The 17827-nt window shown below is 73.3% G+C and carries 12 protein-coding genes; 8 read left to right on the top strand and 4 right to left on the bottom strand.

The features are described from left to right. Positions 1-96 precede the first annotated feature (96 nt). On the top strand, positions 97-1602 hold the full coding sequence (locus BUE43_RS08460) for an amino acid permease (RefSeq protein ID WP_073480798.1): 1506 nt from the start codon (positions 97-99) through the stop codon (positions 1600-1602). 148 nt (positions 1603-1750) lie between these two features. Here BUE43_RS08460 and BUE43_RS08455 read toward each other — a convergent pair whose 3' ends face one another. Both BUE43_RS08455 and pruA read right to left on the bottom strand, forming a co-directional pair. After that, positions 1751-2671 (bottom strand): proline dehydrogenase family protein, encoded by a 921-nt coding sequence (locus BUE43_RS08455; RefSeq protein ID WP_073480797.1) that lies wholly within the window; start codon positions 2669-2671, stop codon positions 1751-1753. A gap of 10 nt (positions 2672-2681) precedes the next feature. Next, positions 2682-4316 carry an L-glutamate gamma-semialdehyde dehydrogenase gene (gene pruA / locus BUE43_RS08450; protein ID WP_073480796.1) on the bottom strand — a complete coding sequence of 545 codons (1635 nt, stop codon included), beginning with the start codon at positions 4314-4316 and terminating at the stop codon, positions 2682-2684. A gap of 174 nt (positions 4317-4490) precedes the next feature. Here pruA and BUE43_RS08445 point away from each other — a divergent pair, with 174 nt between their 5' ends. The 3 genes from BUE43_RS08445 (at position 4491) to BUE43_RS08435 (ending at position 7564) form a co-directional block, all read left to right on the top strand. Beyond that, positions 4491-4838: a hypothetical protein gene (locus BUE43_RS08445; RefSeq protein ID WP_073480795.1), complete on the top strand. Its 348-nt coding sequence runs from the start codon at positions 4491-4493 to the stop codon at positions 4836-4838. A gap of 487 nt (positions 4839-5325) precedes the next feature. After that, positions 5326-6048, top strand: coding sequence for a CHAP domain-containing protein (locus tag BUE43_RS08440; protein WP_073480794.1), 723 nt, complete (start codon positions 5326-5328; stop codon positions 6046-6048). A 613-nt stretch (positions 6049-6661) separates the two neighbouring features. Beyond that, the gene (locus BUE43_RS08435) at positions 6662-7564 is read left to right on the top strand and encodes an NAD(P)-dependent oxidoreductase (protein WP_073480793.1); all 903 of its coding nucleotides are present in this window, start codon (positions 6662-6664) and stop codon (positions 7562-7564) included. Between the two features lie 315 nt (positions 7565-7879). Here the strand turns inward: BUE43_RS08435 and BUE43_RS08430 are convergent, their stop codons facing one another. Beyond that, positions 7880-11146: an AfsR/SARP family transcriptional regulator gene (locus BUE43_RS08430; protein WP_073480792.1), complete on the bottom strand. Its 3267-nt coding sequence runs from the start codon at positions 11144-11146 to the stop codon at positions 7880-7882. 292 nt (positions 11147-11438) lie between these two features. Between BUE43_RS08430 and BUE43_RS08425 the strand changes: the two genes are divergently transcribed. Both BUE43_RS08425 and BUE43_RS08420 read left to right on the top strand, forming a co-directional pair. Next, positions 11439-12176 carry a phosphotransferase gene (locus tag BUE43_RS08425; protein WP_073480791.1) on the top strand — a complete coding sequence of 246 codons (738 nt, stop codon included), beginning with the start codon at positions 11439-11441 and terminating at the stop codon, positions 12174-12176. A 367-nt stretch (positions 12177-12543) separates the two neighbouring features. Beyond that, on the top strand, positions 12544-15573 hold the full coding sequence (locus tag BUE43_RS08420) for an AfsR/SARP family transcriptional regulator (RefSeq protein ID WP_143174027.1): 3030 nt from the start codon (positions 12544-12546) through the stop codon (positions 15571-15573). Between the two features lie 75 nt (positions 15574-15648). On the opposite strand, the gene BUE43_RS08415 is transcribed toward BUE43_RS08420, so the two are convergent. Beyond that, on the bottom strand, positions 15649-16140 hold the full coding sequence (locus BUE43_RS08415; protein ID WP_073480789.1) for an Lrp/AsnC family transcriptional regulator: 492 nt from the start codon (positions 16138-16140) through the stop codon (positions 15649-15651). Between the two features lie 257 nt (positions 16141-16397). Here BUE43_RS08415 and BUE43_RS08410 point away from each other — a divergent pair, with 257 nt between their 5' ends. Together BUE43_RS08410 and BUE43_RS35925 are read left to right on the top strand one after the other, a co-directional pair. Continuing rightward, the gene (locus BUE43_RS08410; RefSeq protein WP_159447712.1) at positions 16398-17015 is read left to right on the top strand and encodes an AfsR/SARP family transcriptional regulator; all 618 of its coding nucleotides are present in this window, start codon (positions 16398-16400) and stop codon (positions 17013-17015) included. Positions 17016-17136: 121 nt separating this feature from the next. After that, the gene (locus BUE43_RS35925) at positions 17137-17784 is read left to right on the top strand and encodes a transposase (RefSeq protein WP_407697104.1); all 648 of its coding nucleotides are present in this window, start codon (positions 17137-17139) and stop codon (positions 17782-17784) included. Positions 17785-17827 lie beyond the last annotated feature (43 nt).

The raw sequence follows: 17827 nt of genomic DNA, 5'->3' as shown, positions 1-17827 counted from the left end.
CCCCGCTCATCCGGCGGCCCATGCCGGATTCTGCCCGATGCCCGCACGGCCGTCCGGGGGACGGTGGTGTCGGCCGATCAGAGGAGGTTCGACCGCATGAGCGCATCACCACCCACCCTGCGCGAGGGGCGCGGGGTCCTCCGGCGCAAGCCGGTGGAGCAGATCGCGTCCGAGGGCGAGGGGGACCTCAAGCGATCGCTGGGGCTGTGGCAGCTCACCGCGATCGGCATCGGCGGCATCATCGGCGCCGGCATCTTCTCCCTGGCCGGCGCGGTCGCCAACAAGACCGCCGGCCCGGCCGTGCTGATCTCGTTCCTGATCGCCGGCGTGGCCAGCGCCGCCGCCGCGTTCGCCTACGCCGAGTTCGCCGGCCTGATCCCCAAGGCCGGCTCCGCCTACACCTACGGCTACGCCGTGCTCGGCGAGATCGTCGGCTGGTTCATCGGCTGGGACCTGCTCCTGGAGTACATCGCCATCGTCGCCGTCGTCGCGATCGGCATCTCCGGGTACTTCGGGTTCGTGCTCGCTGAGCTGGGGATCAACCTCCCGAGCTGGATGCTGGGCGCGCCCGGCACCGGCGAGGGCCACAAGGTCGACCTGTTCGCCGCGCTGCTGTGCCTGCTGATCGCGTTCGTGCTCAACCAGGGCATGAAGAACGCCGCGCGGTTCGAGACGATCCTGGTCTGGGTCAAGGTCGGCCTGGTCGTGCTCGTGATCATCGTCGGCGCGGCCCACATCAACGCGGACAACTACACGCCGTTCCTCCCGTTCGGCTTCGGCGGAGCGGTCACCGGCGCGGCCACCGTGTTCTTCGCCGTCTTCGGCTACGACGCGATGAGCACCGCCGCCGAGGAGTCCAAGGACGCCCAGAAGCACATGCCCAAGGCGATCGTGCTGTCCCTGGCCGTCTCGATGGTCCTCTACGTGCTGGCCTGCCTGGTCCTCACCGGCATGGTCAACTACAAGGACGTGGACAGCGAGAGCGCCTTCGCCAGCGCGTTCGCCTCGGTCGGCCTGCCGGCCCTGGGCACCGTGATCGCCGTCGGCGCGATCGTCGGCATCCTGACGGTGATGTTCACGTTCATGCTCGGCGTGACCCGCGTGTGGTTCTCCATGAGCCGCGACGGCCTGCTGCCCAAGTGGTTCGCCAAGACCCACCCCGTGCGCAAGGTCCCGAGCCGGATCAACTGGATCGCCGGCGCCGCCTCCGCCCTGATCGCCGGCTTCCTGCCGATCGGCGAGGCCGCCGAGCTGACCAACATCGGCATCCTGCTGGCGTTCGTCGTCGTCTGCGTTGCGGTCATCGTGCTGCGCTACCGGCGGCCGGACCTGCCCCGCACCTTCCGCTGCCCCGGCATGCCGGTCGTCCCGCTGCTCGGCATCGGCTTCTCGCTGTGGCTGATCACCTTCCTCACGCCGACGACCTGGATCCGGTTCGCGATGTGGTTCGGCATCGGCCTGGTCGTCTACCTGGCCTACGGCTACCGCAAGTCCAACCTCAACCGGCCGGACGCCCCCGCCGAGGTGGCGGTGTCCGAGTCGAACAAGCCCGAGTCGAACAAGCCCGAGTCGGGCAAGGCCGAGCCCGAAGCGGCCAAGTAACCGCGGGGCCGTCGGCCGACGGAGTCCTCCGCCCCGGATGGGAGGGGTGCGGACGGCTTCGGTGTCGGCCCTCGCGGCAGCAACGCGGCAGCAACGCAGGAGGGGCGGGTCGCGTCGGCGACCCGCCCCTCCCCCGTTCAGCCGGTGATCACGACCGGGACAGCATCGCCCGGCCCAGCAACACCAGGTTGGCCGGCCGCTCGGCCAGCCGCCGGCAGGTGTAGCGGTACCAGTCGGGGCCGTAGGGCAGGTAGACCCGCACCCGGTGCCCCGCCTGGGCCAGCCGCCGCTGCTCGTCGGCGCGCACCCCGAACAGCATCTGGTACTCCCAGGCGTCGCGGCCCATGCCGTGCTTCCTGGCCAACGCGGCGGCGCCGGCGACCAGCCGGGGGTCGTGCGTGGCCACCATCGGATAGGCGCCACCCTCCATCAGCAGACCGAGGCAACGCAGGTAGGCGGCGTTGATGTCGGCGGCGGCGGTCACGGCCACCGCGGCCGGCTCGTGGTACGCGCCCTTGCAGAGCCGGATGCGGCTGCCGGGCTCGCCAAGGTCGCGGCAGTCGTCCGCGGTCCGGCGCAGCATCGCCTGGAGCACACCCCCGGTGCGCGGGTGGTCGCGCCGCAGGGCGCGCAGGACCCGCAAGGTGTCCTCGGTCGTCGAGCTGTCCTCCATGTCGACGGTGACCGTGGTGCCGGCCTCGTCGGCGGCGGCGCAGATCAGCCGGGTCTGCTCCTCGGCCAGCGCCCAGTCCAGCTCCGAGCCCAGCGCGGACAGCTTCACCGACACCTCGACGCGGTCGGCCAGACCCGCGTCCGCCACCCGGTGCAGCAGCGCGACGTACTCCCGGGCGGTCCGCTCGGCCGCGCGCGCGTCGCGGCACGCCTCACCGAGCTGGTCGATCGTGGCGTACAGGCCGTCGTCGGCCAGCCGCCGCGCCGAGCGGATCACGTCCTCGGCGGACGCGCCGGCGACGAACCGGTCCACGGCGGGGCGCAGCAGGCGGTTGCGCCCGACCATCCGCTCCAGGCGGTCGCTGCGCGCGGCCGCCTGCAACATCGTCCTCAGCATCCGGTCGTCCTCACTCGCCCGCGGCCATGTGCGGGTAGCGGTGGTCGTGCGGCGGGACGAACGTCTCCTTGATGCTGCGCGGCGAGACCCAGCGCTGGAGGTTCAGGACGCTGCCGGCCTTGTCGTTGGTGCCGCTGGCCCGGCCGCCGCCGAAGGGCTGCTGGCCGACGACCGCGCCGGTCGGCTTGTCGTTGACGTAGAAGTTGCCGGCCGCGAACCGCAGGGCGCGCATCGCCTCGACCACGGCGTGCCGGTCGCGGGAGAAGATCGCGCCGGTGAGGCCGTAGGGCGAGGTGTTGGCCGCCAGGTCGAGCACGCCGGAGTAGTCGGCGTCGTCGTAGACGTACACCGAGAGGAACGGCCCGAAGTACTCGGTGGCGAACACGTCGTGCCGGGGGTCGGCGCACTCGACGATCGTCGGCCGGACGAACCAGCCCTGGCTGTCGTCGGTCCGCCCGCCGGCGATCACGTTCACGGCGTCGTCGGCGTGGCTGCGGGAGATCACCGCGTCGAGCCGGCGGAAGGCCCGCTCGTCGATCACCGCGCCGCCGAAGGTCGTGAAGTCGGCGACGTCGCCGAAGCTCAGGCCCTCGGTCTCGGCGGCGAGCTCGTCGCGCAGCGCGGTCCACAGCGAGCGGGGCAGGTAGGCCCGCGAGGCGGCGGAGCACTTCTGGCCCTGGAACTCGAAGGCGCCGCGGACCAGCGCCGTGCGCAGCGCGGCCGGGTCGGCCGAGGGGTGCGCGACGACGAAGTCCTTGCCGCCGGTCTCGCCGATCAGGCGCGGGTAGGCGCGGTAGGTCTCCAGGTTGGCGGCGACGCCCTGCCACAGGCCGCGGAACACCGTGGTGGAACCGGTGAAGTGGATGCCGGCCAGCTCCGGCCGGGACAGCACGACGTCGGTCACCTCGACCGCGTCGCCGACCACGAGGTTGATCACGCCGTCCGGCAGGCCGGCCTCGCGCAGCAGCTCCATCGTCCAGTGCGCGGCCAGCAGCTGGGTGGCGGCCGGCTTCCAGACCACGGTGTTGCCCATCAGCGCGGGGGCCGTGGGCAGGTTGCCCGCGATCGCGGTGAAGTTGAACGGGGTGACCGCGTAGACGAAGCCCTCCAGCGGTCGGTGGTCGGTGCGGTTCCACACGCCGGGCGAGGACTCGGGCTGCTCGGTGAGGAGCTGGCGGGCGAAGGAGACGTTGTACCGCCAGAAGTCGATCAGCTCGCAGGCCGAGTCGATCTCCGCCTGCTGCACGGACTTGCTCTGGCCGAGCATGGTGGCGGCGTTGAGCCGGGCGCGCCACGGGCCGGCCAGCAGCTCGGCGGCCCTGAGGAAGATCGCCGCGCGCTCGTCGAACGGCAGCTCGCGCCACACCGGGGCGGCGGCGACCGCCGCGTCCACGGCCTCGTTCACCTGCTGGGCGCTGACCCCGTGGGCGACGCCGAGCAGCGCCGACCGGTCGTGCGGGGCCCGGACCTCGATCCGCCGGCCGCCGCCGTGCAGGGCCCGGCCGTTGACGAACGACGGGATCTCCACGGTCTGGCCGAGCTGGTGGGTCAGCTCGGCGCGCAGCGCCCGCGCGTCGGCACCGCCGGGGCGGTACTCCCGGACCGGCTCGTTGTAGGCCTCGGGGAGCGCCGTCACCCCGTCCACCGGATACGTCACCGTGCATGTCCCTTCGCTCAGCGGGCGCGGCCGGCCCGTACCTGAGGTGTTGTATATAACGCCTCTGCCAGCGTCAAGGGCCGGGGCTCGCCCTCCGGCATCGCCCGCACGCGCCGTGGCAGCGCGGTTGCGTTCCGCCAGCCCCACGGGGACCCTGTCCGGGTGGCTGACAAGCAGGAGGACGGGATCAAGCTCCACCTCGACGAGTCGGGTCTGGCCCTCGGCCTTCCCCATCCGGCGCACCCGCAGGACCAGGTCCACGAGGTCCCCTACCGGCCGGTGGTGTTCAGGGACGACGACCTGCCCACCGCCCTGGAGCGGAGCGCCGCCTGGCTCCGCGAGGCGCAGGGGTGGCTCGGCGAGCCCCTCGACGTCCTGGCGGTCCACCTCGACTACGACGACCGCGAGGGCGCTCCGTACTACGAGGTGAAGCTGCTCTGCAACGAGGAGGATCTCGCCGGCGCCCCGATCGCGGCGCGGTCACGCGCGAACGACGTCGCGCGGAGTTAGTCGCCGGTCCGGGGATCCTCCCCTGGCAATCCGTCAGAATCCGCTCCGGTGGACTGGGTGGCAGGCTCCAGCCAGCCCACCGGAGCTCGTGACGTCCCCGTGTCCGGCGCCGCCACGAGAGCCCCTCGGCCCGGCGCCGTTCTGGGACGACCCGGTGATCTGAGTCCACAATGGACACATCGGCAGATCTCCGACAGATTCCGGGAAAGAGTCACTGTCTACAGTGGACATTCCGGGTTCCGGTGGCCGCCGCGCGTTCGGCGCCGCCGAGGGCGAGGCCGGAGAGCGGCATCGCTCCCCCCTCGCACCGCCAAGCCATCACCAGGCCATCACCAGGCCATCACCCAACCTCGGAACCTCCGGCCTGACCTGCCCCTTTCCCGTTCCTTTGCCGAACCTTAGGCGGCCCCGGCCACCGTCGGCCCCAGCGGAGAACGCGACCGGCCCCGGACAGGAGCCGGTGGACGACAGCGGCTGAGGGGACGAGATGGACAAGAAGGACCTGGGCGTGGCCCGCCGCCTGGCCCGCGGCCTCACGATGCTCGGCGTCGGCGCGAGCCTGGTGCTCGGCTCGGTCGTCGCCACCGCGCCGGTGGCCGCCGCCGGGACCGACGCCGACCCGGACGCGGTCGCGCCGGCCGTGCTGGAGGTCGAGCACCTCGACGGCCAGCAGCTCACCGGCGCGGAGCTGGCGAAGTTCCTGGAGGAGGACAGGGCCCGGCTGGAGGCGGAGCCGGACGCGGCGCCGGACGACACCGCGACCGACGAGACCGTGGCCGCGAGCCGGCGGGACAAGATCGTGTCGATCGCGCGGAAGGAGATCGGCACCAAGGAGAAGCCGCCGGGCAGCAACTGCCAGAAGTACTCGAAGCGGTGCGTGTCCTGGTGCTCCCTGTTCTCGACCTGGGTCTGGCGCAAGGCCGGCGTGGACATCCCGCAGTACGCCTTCACCGGCGACGTCTACAAGTGGGGCCAGCGGCACAAGAAGGCCTACGGCAAGTCGAAGCTGCGCAAGCTGGCCAAGGGCGACTCGCTGCTGCTGGGCACCGGCCCGTCGAAGCCCAGCACCAGCAAGCACATCGGCATCGTGGAGAAGTTCGACCTCAAGAAGGGCAAGGTGACCCTGATCGAGGGCAACGCCTCGAACCAGGTCAAGCGGGTCACCCGCGCCCTGAGCAGCAAGACCTTCTACGGCGGCGTCCGGCCCTGACGCCGCGCCCCGGCTGGCGGCGCGACCGGGTGGGGACCCACGTCCCCGCCCGGTCGCACATCGTCGTCAGCAGCTATCTGTTGGACGAAGAAGGTGCTCGCAGGTCTTCGTGCGGTTCGACGATCTCACTGCCGCCGGCCCATCTCATTCCGCACACGGGACACCTGACTTACCAGTCGTCTCCATGTTCCTGAAACTGAAGGCGCCCATTTCGCCCTGTTCCAAGGCATTCACTCACGTGATCACGGTTGCGTGCCTTTCTTCTCGCCAGCTTCGCCGGCTCCGAGCCTGCCAACCGGGGGGTCGCCGAGCCGGTCGGCGTTCCTCCCCCGCCCGCGCCTGTGCGGAGGCTTCTCCGACCCCGCCTGTTCACCGACTGGGCAAGCAGCAGAGCGCGGGCCAGCAGACGGCTCCGCCTGGTCCACGGTGACGGAGCGCAATCCGTTCACCTGGCCTTTCGACGCGCTCACGACCCGGCGGGGGCGACCGAACGCCGGCCGAAAGCCGACCGAAAGAGAACCCGAAGGCCCTTCGGACACGCTGGAGGCGATCCCGAGTTCAGCGAGTTGCCCGCCGGGTCCGGGGGGATCCGGCCCAGAGAGGAACACCAACCATGGACGAGACCGCACGCGGCGACCTCGCGCCGGTGACCGTCGCCGGCCTGGGCCCGATGGGCGCCGCGCTGGCCGAGGCCTTCCTCGCCGCCGGCAACCCCACCACGGTGTGGAACCGGACGGCCGCCAAGGCCGAGCCGCTGGTCGCCAGGGGCGCCCGGCACGCCACGACGCTGACCGAGGCCGGCGAGGCGAGCCCGCTGCTGGTCATCTGCGTCACGGACTACCCATCGGCGAAGGCGATCATCGAGGGCGCCGGCTCCGCGCTGGCCGGCCGCACCGTGGTCAACCTGTCCTCCAGCACGCCGGACGAGGCGCGCGAGGCGGTCGGGCTGGCCGCCGGCTTCGGCGCCGCCTACCTGGACGGCACGATCATGGTGCCGACCAACCTGATCGGCACCGAGCACGCGGTGTTCTTCTACAGCGGCTCGCGGCCGGTCTACGACGCCCAGCTCGCGGCGCTGAAGTCGCTGGGCGGCGACCACAAGTTCCTCGGCGCGGACCCGGGGCTGGCGGTGCTGTACAACACCGCCCTGCTCGGCCTGATGTGGGCGATGGCGAACGGCTACCTGCACGCCGCCGCGCTGGTCGGCACCGCGAAGGCCACCGCGGCCGAGTTCGCGCCCGTCGCGCTGGACTGGCTCGTCCCGTCGGTGGTGACGCCGATCCTGCACTCGATGACCAAGGACCTGGACACCGGCGTGTACCCGGGCGACGCGGGCACCGTGCAGATGAACCTCAACGCGGCGGACCACCTCGTGGAGACCAGCCGCAGCCAGGGCATCAGCACCCTCGTGCCGAGCTTCCTGCGGCAGATGCTGGCCGCCACGGTCGAGGCCGGCCACGGCGAGGGCAACTACTCGGCCATGATCGAGGTGCTGCGTAAGCCCTCGGACAGCTGACGTCCGCGCGGCGGCCCGGCCGCCGCCGACGAGGTTCTCGACACCGCCGGAGCCCCCCAGTCCTGCGGCGGTGTTCGAGATCCGGGGTCGGTCGACCCAACCGGAACGTCGTTCTCCCCACCGGAAGCGGTCCTCCCGCACCCTGGCGACAGGGTGTGAGCCACCGGGAGGTCCGTGCGGGATCGGTCCATGGTCGCGATCCGAGGGGAGACGGCGGGAGGGCAGCCACCCGACCGACACCGATGCGGGGGCGCCACCCATCCCCACGGGTGGCGCCCCCGCGCCTTACCCGCGCACCGCGCCGACCGCGATCAGTCAGTCGTCAAGCTCGTCGAGCAGGGCCCGCACGGCGTCCACCACGTCGTCGACCGCCAGCTCCGCGCCCCGCGCGAACGCGGCCGAGAACGCGTCGGCCCCCAGGGCGTCGCGAATCCTCGCCGCGACGCGGTCGACGTCGTCGCGTTCGGCCGCCGGCAGCGGCGCTCCCACCGACACCCGGGCCGCGTCCGCCGCGCCGAGCAGCCGCGCGGCGCGGTCGTGCTCCCCCGCCGCCGACAGCGCCCCGGCCAGTCCCTCCACCGCCAACGCCACCGCCCGCGGGTCGCCCGTCGCCTTGGCGGCGCGCAGCCCCTCCAGGTGCAGCCGACGCGCCCGCTCCGCATCACCGCGTTGCTCGGCGACGAACCCCAGCTCGGCCAGGATCAACGCGACTCCCGCGTCCCCGTCGAGCCGGCGGTTCCAGTCCAGCCAGGCCAGCAGGTGCTCCTCGGCGGCGTCGAGGTCGCCCTGCCTGCGCGCGCCCAGCGCCAGCCCCACCTCGGCGAACTGCTCCATGAGCTGGTCGGACTGCTCCACGGCCAACCGCCGGCTCCGGCCGTGGAACTCCGCCGCCGCCGCGAAGTCCCGCTCCAGCAGGGCGATCCGACCGAAGATCGAGAGCCGGTGCGCGACCTCGGACCACAGCCCGAGCTCCTCGGCGGCGCGCAGCCCGTCGTGGTTGAGCTGGTGCGCGAGCCGGTAGTCGCCGCTGATCTCGGCGTGCGCGCAGAGCATCTCGGTGGCCCGCACCTGGCCCCACCGGTCGCCGAGCTCGCGGAACAGGGCGAGGCTCGCCTCGCCGTCCCGGCGCAGCGCGCGCAGGTCGCCCCGGCCCAGGGCGAGCCTGGCCCTGGCGGTCAGCGCCGCCGCCTCGCCCCACCGGTCGCCCAGCTCGCGGGAGCGGGCCAGGCTCGACTCGATCCACCGCTCCCCGATCGACAGCTCGCCGATGCCCCAGTGCGCGAACGCGAGGAACCACTCGGCGCGGGCGCGACCCCGCGGGTCGTCGACCCCGTCGTAGCCGCGGAACGCCGCTTCGGCCGCCGCCGCCAGCCGGGGTCCGTCGTCGAGCCCGGCGCGCATCGCGAACCCCGCCCGCCACGCGACCACGGCGGCGCGCACGGCGGGCAGCTCACCGCCCGGCACGGCCAGTGCCACGTCGAAGGCGCGCACCGCCTCACCGCGTCGGCCGCGCAGGAACCAGTACCAGGCCATCGCGTTGACCAGGCGCAACGCGTCGTCGGCCGCGCCGGAGCACACGGCGTCGTCCAGCGCGCGCCGCAGGTTCGGCACCTCGGCGTCGATCCGCTCCAGCCACTGCCGCTGGCCGTGGCCGCGCAGCCAGGTGTCGGCGTGCTCGGCGAAGCCGAGGTAGTACGCGCGGTGCCGGGCGCGCGCCGCGTCGGTCTCCCCGGCCTCGGCCAGCCGGTCCGCGCCGTACTCGGCGACCGACTCCAGCATCCGGTAGCGCGGCCCGTCGGCCCGCTCGACCAGCACCACGAGCGACCGGTCGACCAGGCGGGCGAGCAGGTCGAGCACGTCCTCACGGGCCACGCCGTCGCCGGAGCACACCGCCTCGACCGCCGGCAGGGCGCCGCCGTCGGCGTGCACGGACAGGCGCCGCAGCACCGCCCGCTCGGGCTCGGTGAGCAGGTCCCAGCTCCAGTCGATCACCCCGCGCAGGGTCTGCTGCCGGGGCGGCACCCCGCGCAAACCGTTGGCCAGCACGCGGAACCGGTCGTGCAGCCGGGACACCAGGCCCCGCAACCCCAGGGTGCGCACGCGGGTGGCGGCCAGCTCCAGCGCCAGCGGGATGCCGTCCAGCCGGGCGCACAGCGTGGCGACGTCGGCGGCGTTGTCGCTGGTCAGCTCGAAGGTCGGCACGGCGGCGCAGGCCCGGGCGACGAACAGGCGCACGGCGCTGGAGCGGGCCAGCTCGGTGGGGTCGTCGGCGTGCTCGGGGGCGGGCAGCTCCAGCGGCGGCACCGGCCAGACGACCTCGCCGGACAGGCCCAACGCCGACCGGCTGGTCGCGAGCACGCGCAGCTCGGGCGCGGCGCGCAGCAGCCGGCCGACCAGCTCGGCGACCGGCTCCACGACGTGCTCGCAGTTGTCCAGCACCAGCAGCATCCGCTTGCCGCGCAACGCCGTCACGAGCCGGTCGGCCAGCGGGGCGGGGACTCCCCGGTCGCCGGCGACGTCGTCCCGGATGTCGAGGGCGGCGGTGACCACCTCGGCCACGTCGCCGACCGTGCCGAGCGCCGGGGAGGTCGCCTGCCCCGCCAGCTCCACCAGCCAGGCGCTGTCCGGGAACGAGCCGGCCAGCCGGGCCGCGCTCTCCAGCGCGAGCCGGGTCTTGCCCACCCCGCCGGGGCCGACCAGGGTGACCAGTCGGGCCGCGCCGAGCGCCTTGGTCACCTCGACCACGGACTCGGCGCGGCCCACCAGCTCGGTGAGCGGCGTCGGCAGGTTCGAGCCCGGCCGGGCCGCGGATGTCACCGGGGTCCTCGGCGGCGCCTCGGTCGCCTGGTCCCGCAGGATGGCCTGGTGCAGGGCGGCCAGCTCGGGCCCGGGGTCCAGGCCCAGCTCGTCGGCCAGCCGGGCGCGCAGCTCGGCGTAGCTGGCCAGCGCCTCCGCGCGCCGGCCGGCCCGGTAGAGCGCGCGCATCTGCGCGGCGCGCAGCCGTTCCCGCAGGGGGTGCCGGGCGACCAGGTCGCCGAGTTCGCCCACCAGCAGGCTGTGCTCGCCGAGCAGCAACCGGGCCTCGGCCAGCTCCTCGACCGCGACGAGCCGTTCCTCCTCCAACCGGGCCGCGGCGGCGACCGCGAACGGGTGGTCGGCGAAGTCGGCGAAGGCGGACCCGCGCCACAGCGCGAGCGCGTCGGAGATCACGGTCGCGCGGCGGCGCGGGTCGCCGTCGTCCAACGCGCGCGTGGTGAGCGCCCGGAACTGGTGGGCGTCGAGGGCGTCGGCGTCGACGCGCAGCTGGTAGCCGGGCGGGCGCGACTGGACGAGGTCGCGACCGCCCTCCCCCGCCGAGGACAGCACGCGGCGGAGCTGGGACACCTTCGTCTGGAGCGCGGCCACCGGGTTCGCCGGCTGCTCGTCCCCCCAGAGGTCGTCGACCAGCCGGTCCACCGCGACGGGACGACCGGCGTTGACCAGCAGGTCGGCCAGCAGGGCGCGAACCTTCAGCTCGGGGATCTTGACCGGGGTCCCGTCCTCGGTCCACAGGGCCAGTGGACCCAGTACCCCGAAGCGCATACCCCCACGTTAACGCAATCGGGTGATCTCGCTGGACACGCGGCGACGCGGCGCGGTCGTGGTCCACGTTCTCGACCTGACCTCGACCGGGCGTCGGCGGCGAGGGCATCGGCCCCGGTGAGCGCCCCCAGCGCCACCGGCCACAGTGGAGCGACCGGTGACGGTGGCCGGTGACGGCGACCGGTGACGGTGGCCGTCAGCCGGAGCACGACTTCGCGGCAGGAAACAGAATTCGGCCACAAACCACGGAAATCCGCCGGAAGATTTCGATGCCGAACACGAAACTGGAGGGATGTCCGAACAACCCCTGCCCGGCGGCTTCGTCAACCACCCGGTCCGCGTCGGGGACACCGTGCGGCGTCGGGGAGGGCGGCGGCGCGAGTTCGTCCACCAGGTGCTCACCCACTTCGAGCGGCACGGCTGGTCCGGCGCCCCTCGGCTGCTGGGCGTCGACGAGCAGGGGCGCGAGATTTTGGCCTTCGTGGCCGGTCACGTCCCGTGGCGGTCCCCCACCGGCGACGGGGTGGACTCGGATGCGAGCCTGGCGGCGGTCGCCCGACTCGTCCGGCGGTTCCACGACCTCACGGAGGGAACACCGCTCGCCGGCGACCAGGAGGTGGTCTGCCACAACGACCTGTCGCCGAGGAACACCGTGTACCGGGACGACGGCGCGGGTCCGTGCCCGGTCGCGTTCCTCGACTGGGACCTCGCGGCGCCCGGCGCCCGACTGCACGACGTGGCGCACATGTGCTGGCAGTACCTGGACCTCGGCCCGACCGTGGTCGACCTGCCCGAGGCCGCGCGACGGCTCCGCCTGCTGTGCGACTCCTACGGTCTGGCCGACCGGACGCGTGTCCTGGACACGGTGCTGTGGTGGCAGGACCGGTGTTGGCGCGGGATCGAGGCCGGTGCGGACACCGGGGACGCGGCGATGGTCCGGCTGCGCGACGCCGGCGCCGTGAGCTCGGTGCGCGCGGCCCACGACTGGGTCGCCGCGCACCGCACCGAGCTGTCGGCCGCCCTGCTCTGACACAGTTGTCGCCGCTGATCGCGACGGCCACTGCTCCAGGCGGCGGCGCCTGAACAGCGGTGCGCGGCCCCGGGAAACAGGGGTTCGACGTGGGCGTCGGGAAGGTCTGGACCGCCGGCCCTGTCCGGACTGCTTGTCCAGTCAACTCGTTTCCTTGAAGCGGACCGCCACACCCGACTTCCGGGGGTTAGTCTGCGCGCCCGGGGATGCGTGTGGGATCAAGAGTCGTCGCCGTCACCGAGGACCGGCGCCTCTCCCGGGACGGGGGCGGCGCACGCGATGACCTCCTGTTTCCCTGCCGCGTCGCCGTCGGGCAGGCGTTCCTGACACTCGGAGGCAGGCTGTGGACTTCGGAATCCTGGGCCCCGTGGAAGTCCGACGGTCGGGCGCCCGACCCGACCCGCCACCGCCGCCCCGGGCGCGCCAGGTCCTGGCGGTGCTGCTGCTCGCCGCCGGCGACGTCGTGCCGACCGACCGCCTGATCGAGGCCGTGTGGTCCGACCAGCCGCCGCCCAACGCGCGCAAGTGCCTCCAGGTGCACGTGTCCCAGCTGCGCCGGTTCCTGCCGGACGGCACGCTGCGGCACTCCGCGCCCGGCTACCTGCTCGACGTTCCCGCCGAGCGGGTTGACCTGCACGTCTTCCGGGCGCGGGTGGCCGAGGCCCGCCGCGCCGAGTCGCCGGCGGCGGCCGCGGAGCTGCTGCGCGCCGCGCTGGGCCTGTGGCGGGGGCAGCCGCTGGCCGACGTGGCCTCGGACTGGCTGCGGCAGCGGGTGGTGCCGGGGTTGTTGGAGGAGCGGCTGACCGCCCTGGAGGAGCGGGTCGACGCCGACCTCGCGCTCGGCCGGCACCCCGCGCTGGTCGGGGAGCTGCGCCGGCTCGTCGGGGAGAACCCGCTGCGGGAGCGGCTTCGCGGCCAGTTGATGACGGCGCTGCGCCGGTGCGGCCGACGCGCCGAGGCGCTCCAGGCGTTCCAGGAGGCACGCGCGGTCACGGTGGAGCAGCTCGGGGTGGAGCCCGGCCCCGAGCTGCGCCGGCTGCACGAGGAGATCCTGCGGGACGAGGAGCCGGCGCGCCCCGCCGTGCCCGCCCCGCCCGTCCGGCGCGACGACCTGCCCCGGGACGTCCCCGACTTCACCGGACGCGAGCGGGAGCTGGCCCGGCTGGCGGCCGACGTCGAAGCGGCCGACGACGCGTTGCGGGTCTGGTGCGTCGACGGGCGGCCCGGCGTCGGCAAGACCGCGCTGGCCGTGCGCGCCGCCCGCCGACTGGCGGCCCGGTACCCGGACGGGCAGCTCTTCGTCGAGCTGCACGGCAGTTCGAGCGACCAGCGGCCCCTGCGGCCGGAGACCGCGCTCGACACGTTGTTGCGCGCGGTCGGCGTCGCCGCCGAGCGCGTCCCGGAGGCGCTGGCCGACCGCGCGGCGCTGTGGCGGGCCGAGTTGGCCGGCCGGCGGGCGCTGGTGGTGCTCGACGACGCGGCCGACGCCGCCCAGGTCCGCCCGCTGCTGCCGGGCGGCGGCGGCTGCCTGGTGCTGGTCACCAGCCGGCGGCCGCTGTCCGGGCTGGAGGGGGCCCGCCGGCTGCGGCTGGACGTCCTGCCCGCCGACGACGCGCTCGCCCTGTTCGCCCGGCTGCTCGACGACGGGCGGGCGGCCACCGAGCGGGGCGCGGCCGTCGAGGTGGTCCGGCTCTGCGAGCACCTGCCGCTGGCCATCCGGATCACCGGCGCCCGGCTGGCGGCCCGGCCGCACTGGCCGGTCGCCAAGCTGCTCGCCCGGCTGCGCTGCGAGCAGCGGCGGCTGGACGAGCTCGCCGTGGGCGACCTGGCCGTCCGCACCGGGCTGGGCCTGACCTACCTCGGACTGGACGAGCCGAGCCGCCGGGCGTACCGGCTGCTGGGCGCGCTCGGGCACGCCACCGTCGCCGGGTGGCTGGCCGGCCCGCTGCTCGACCTGCCGGACCCGGCCGCCGAGGAGATCCTCGAACGACTGCTCGACGCCCAGCTCGTGGAGGTCATCAGCACCCCCGTCGAGCCGGCCCGGTACCGCGTGCACGACCTGGTCCGCCTGCACGCCGGGGAGCGCGCCGAGCGCGAGGAGGCCGAGCCGGACCGGAGGGCCGCCGTCGGCCGGGTCGTCGGAGCGTGGCTCGACCGGGTGGAGCGGCTGGTCGAGCACCTGCCGCCGGCGCTGCCCCGGCTGTGCCAGGTCGAGCTGAACTCGGTGCCCGCGCAGGCCCGGCGGCGAAGACCGGAGGTCGACGCGTGGTTCGCGCAGGAGGAGGCGTCGCTGGTCGCGGCGGTGGAGCGCGCGGCGGAGCTCGACATGGCGGAGCCGGCGGCCCGGCTGGCCGAGGCCCTGGTCTTCGCCTGGTTCGGGGTGCGGAACCGGTACGACGCCTGGGAGCGCACCCACCGGGCGGCGCTGGCCGCGGTGCGGCGCGCCGGGGACCTGGACAGCGAGGCCGGTCTGTCCTGCGGGCTCGGCCAGTTGTCCTACAAGCGGGACCAGCTCCACCTGGCGCGCGACCACTTCCAGACCGCGCTGGACCTGTTCCGCCGCACGGGAAACCGCCGGGGCGAGGCGGTGGCGCTGAACGGGTTGGGAATGGTCGGCAGGGAGTTGGCCGACCACGCCGGCGCGCTGCCCGCGCTCACCAGGGCGCACCGGCTGTTGCGGGACCTGGGAGATATGGAGGGAACCGCGCACGCCCTCTACGGAATCGGGTACGTGCGCCGGGAACTGGGCGAGGACATGCCGGCGCTCCGCGCGCTGAACGCGGCGGTGACGGCCTACGAGCAGGCGGGCAACCAGCGAGGAAAAGCGTTGTCGCTGCGGGGAATCGGGCTGGTGTACCGGGCCAACGACCAGTGGGACCAGGCCGAGTACTACTTCCGGCGCGCCCACGAGATCGTCCGCGACCTCGGGGACGCGCTGCTCGGCTGCTACACCGCGCAGTCGCTGGCGAAGACCATGATTCGCCAGGGCCGGGGCGCCGAGGCCGTGGGCACCCTCCTGGGCTGCGTCGAGATCTGCCGCGACCTCAACGACCGGTTCGGGCTGGCGCTGGTCCGCCGCACCCTGGGCGAGCACCACCTGGCCGCCGGGGAGCACGATCCCGCCCGGGGGCAGCTCGGCATCGCCCTGGCGAGCTGGCACGCGCTGGAGCTCCCCCTGTGGCGGGCCCGCACGCTGCGCGACCTCGGCGCCAGCCACGCGCTGGAGGGCGACCACCGCACCGCCCACGCGCTGTGGGACGAGGCGGCCGAGGTGTTCGCCCGGCTGGGCACCAGGGAGGACGCCGAGGTCGCGACCTGGCACACCCGCTGGAACTGCCCCTGCCGGAGGGACGAGCCGGCGCGGACCCGACGACGCCCGGAGGCGGCGTCGGCCTGAGGACAGTCCACAATGGACATGTTGTTGGGGCAGTGGGCGGGCCGGCGGACGGAACGGGCCGACTCCGCCGCCGAGTCAGCACTCCTTCGCGTGCCGGGTCGGCAACACCGAGCCCGTCCGCACCGGGTCGAGCACGAACATCGTCGAGTAGCGCAGGACGTTCGGCGAGTCCTTGAGCAACCGGTCGGCCACCTCGCGGTGGTGCGCCATCCCGGTGGTCGCCAGAACCACGACGTAGTCGGTGTCGCCCGCCACGTTGTAGAGCTGCTGCACCTCGGGCGCCGCCAGCAGCCGGCTCCGGAACTCCTCGTGCGCGTGGCTGGACTCGCGCTCCAACGTCACCAGGCAGACCGCCAACAGGACGTCCAGCCCGTGCCTCGGCTCCAGCACCGCGACACATCGCGCGAGGATGCCGCTGGCCCGGTAGCGCTCCACGCGCCGCTGAACCGCACTCGCCGACAGGCCGACCGCCTCGCCGAGATCGCCCAGCGTCCGCCCCGAGTCCTCCTGGAGCAGGGCGAGCAGCCGGTGGTCGAGCTCGTCGAGGACCTTCCCGTCGCGCGGCACGCAACCATGTTGCGCGAACGCGGGAAAATTTTCAATCGCCACCACTGGCGATGCGGTTAGCGTGTCGGACAGAAAAAGAGATTCCCGACGGGCGGCCGCGTTTCCGATTCCGGAGTCGTTAAGGCCGAAGCCGTCCATGCCGTCGACACCAGTCCCCACCGGAAAGGAATGCCGTGCCCACACGCGCCCCGGAGCGAACAACCACGCCGACTGGATCGAGCCGACCAGCGCTGCAAATGCTCGGTTCGGTCGGCGTCGTGTTCGGACCGCGACGACACCTCGTCATCTCCTACCGCCAGCGGGCCGCGCTCGCCCATCTCGTGGTCGAGGCCGACAAGGTGGTTCCGACGGATTCCCTCATCCACTCCATCTGGGGAGAAACACCGCCGCCGACCGCCCGCGGCCAGGTCCGTGCCTGTGTGTCCGAATTGCGTCGTTCCCTCAACGACCTGGGCGTGCGAACAGAACTCATTGCCACGGAGCGGGACGGCTATCGCCTCCGGGCCGACCAGTGCTCGATCGACGCCCGGATGTTCGAGCGCGAGGTCGCGGAGGCGATGCGGTTCGCCCACCAGGAAGCCCTCGACCAGGCGCTGCACCGGATCGCGTCCGCACTGGAGCACTGGAAGGTGCCCGCCTACCCGGGAGTGGAGAGCGCGATCGTCCGAGCACACGCGGCGAAACTGGAGCGGACGCTGCTCAACGCCCTGGAGGCCCGGACCGAGTGGGAGATGAAGCTGGGCCTGCACCAGGAGCTGGTCGACGAACTGACCGAACAGGCGGAACAGCAGCCCTGGCACGACAACCCGCGACTACGCCTCCTGGCGACCCTCCGACGGGCCGGAACCCGACCGGAGACACCGCGCCGCACCTGACCACCACCCCACACCCAACTCCCGACCTCCCCCTTTCCCCGCGCCACAACGAACACAAAACGACAGCTCCGTCCATTCTGGACAGACCGGCCAGAAGCCGCGCCTTACCGACACACCCCCGATCGCCGCGACCGCCGCCCTCCCAAGGAACCCGCGAGCTGGCACGGCCGACCTGTCGTGGTTTTCGGGAGCGACACGCGGGCACGAGTCGAGCGATGAGCAGTGGCAGGCGATCGAGCCGCTGTTGCGTCCGCTCCGGGGCGCCAAGGGGCGCCCGTGGGCGGGCGCCCGTCGCGTGATCAACGGGACGCTGTCCAAGGCCAAGACCGGTGTGGCACGGCATGACCCGCCGGAACGTCACGGGCCGTGGAAGAGGTGTTTCCCACCGGTTCTGGCGGTGGTCACGCACCACACTCGCCCCACAACCCTGACCAAGCTGGTGACACGGGTACGGGTGATCGCGGGCAAGGCCTACTCCTGCCGCTCTGTTCGTACTCAGCCTCGTCGGCGTGGCATCCGGGCCACCGTCCGGCGAACCGGCGAACACCAGGACGAGCAAGCCAACCGTTCCCACGGCGGCCGGATCGGTGACCGCCCACCCACCTTCGATCCCGCGATCCACCACAGCCGCAACGTCGTCGAGCGCCGCTTCAACCGGCTCAGCAGTTCCGCGCCATCACCACCCCTACGACAGACTGCCACCTCCTGTCGAGGGGTGAACGGTCTGGTCACCCTGCTCATCTGGCCTTGCGGGGGGACAAAGAGGTAGGTGACTGTGGGCTCCGCAATCGTGCGTGCCATCAGCAGGCGGC

Source organism: Streptoalloteichus hindustanus (genome assembly GCF_900129375.1).
GTDB classification, from domain to species: domain Bacteria; phylum Actinomycetota; class Actinomycetes; order Mycobacteriales; family Pseudonocardiaceae; genus Streptoalloteichus; species Streptoalloteichus hindustanus.
This window is presented reverse-complemented; position numbering and strand designations above follow the sequence as displayed.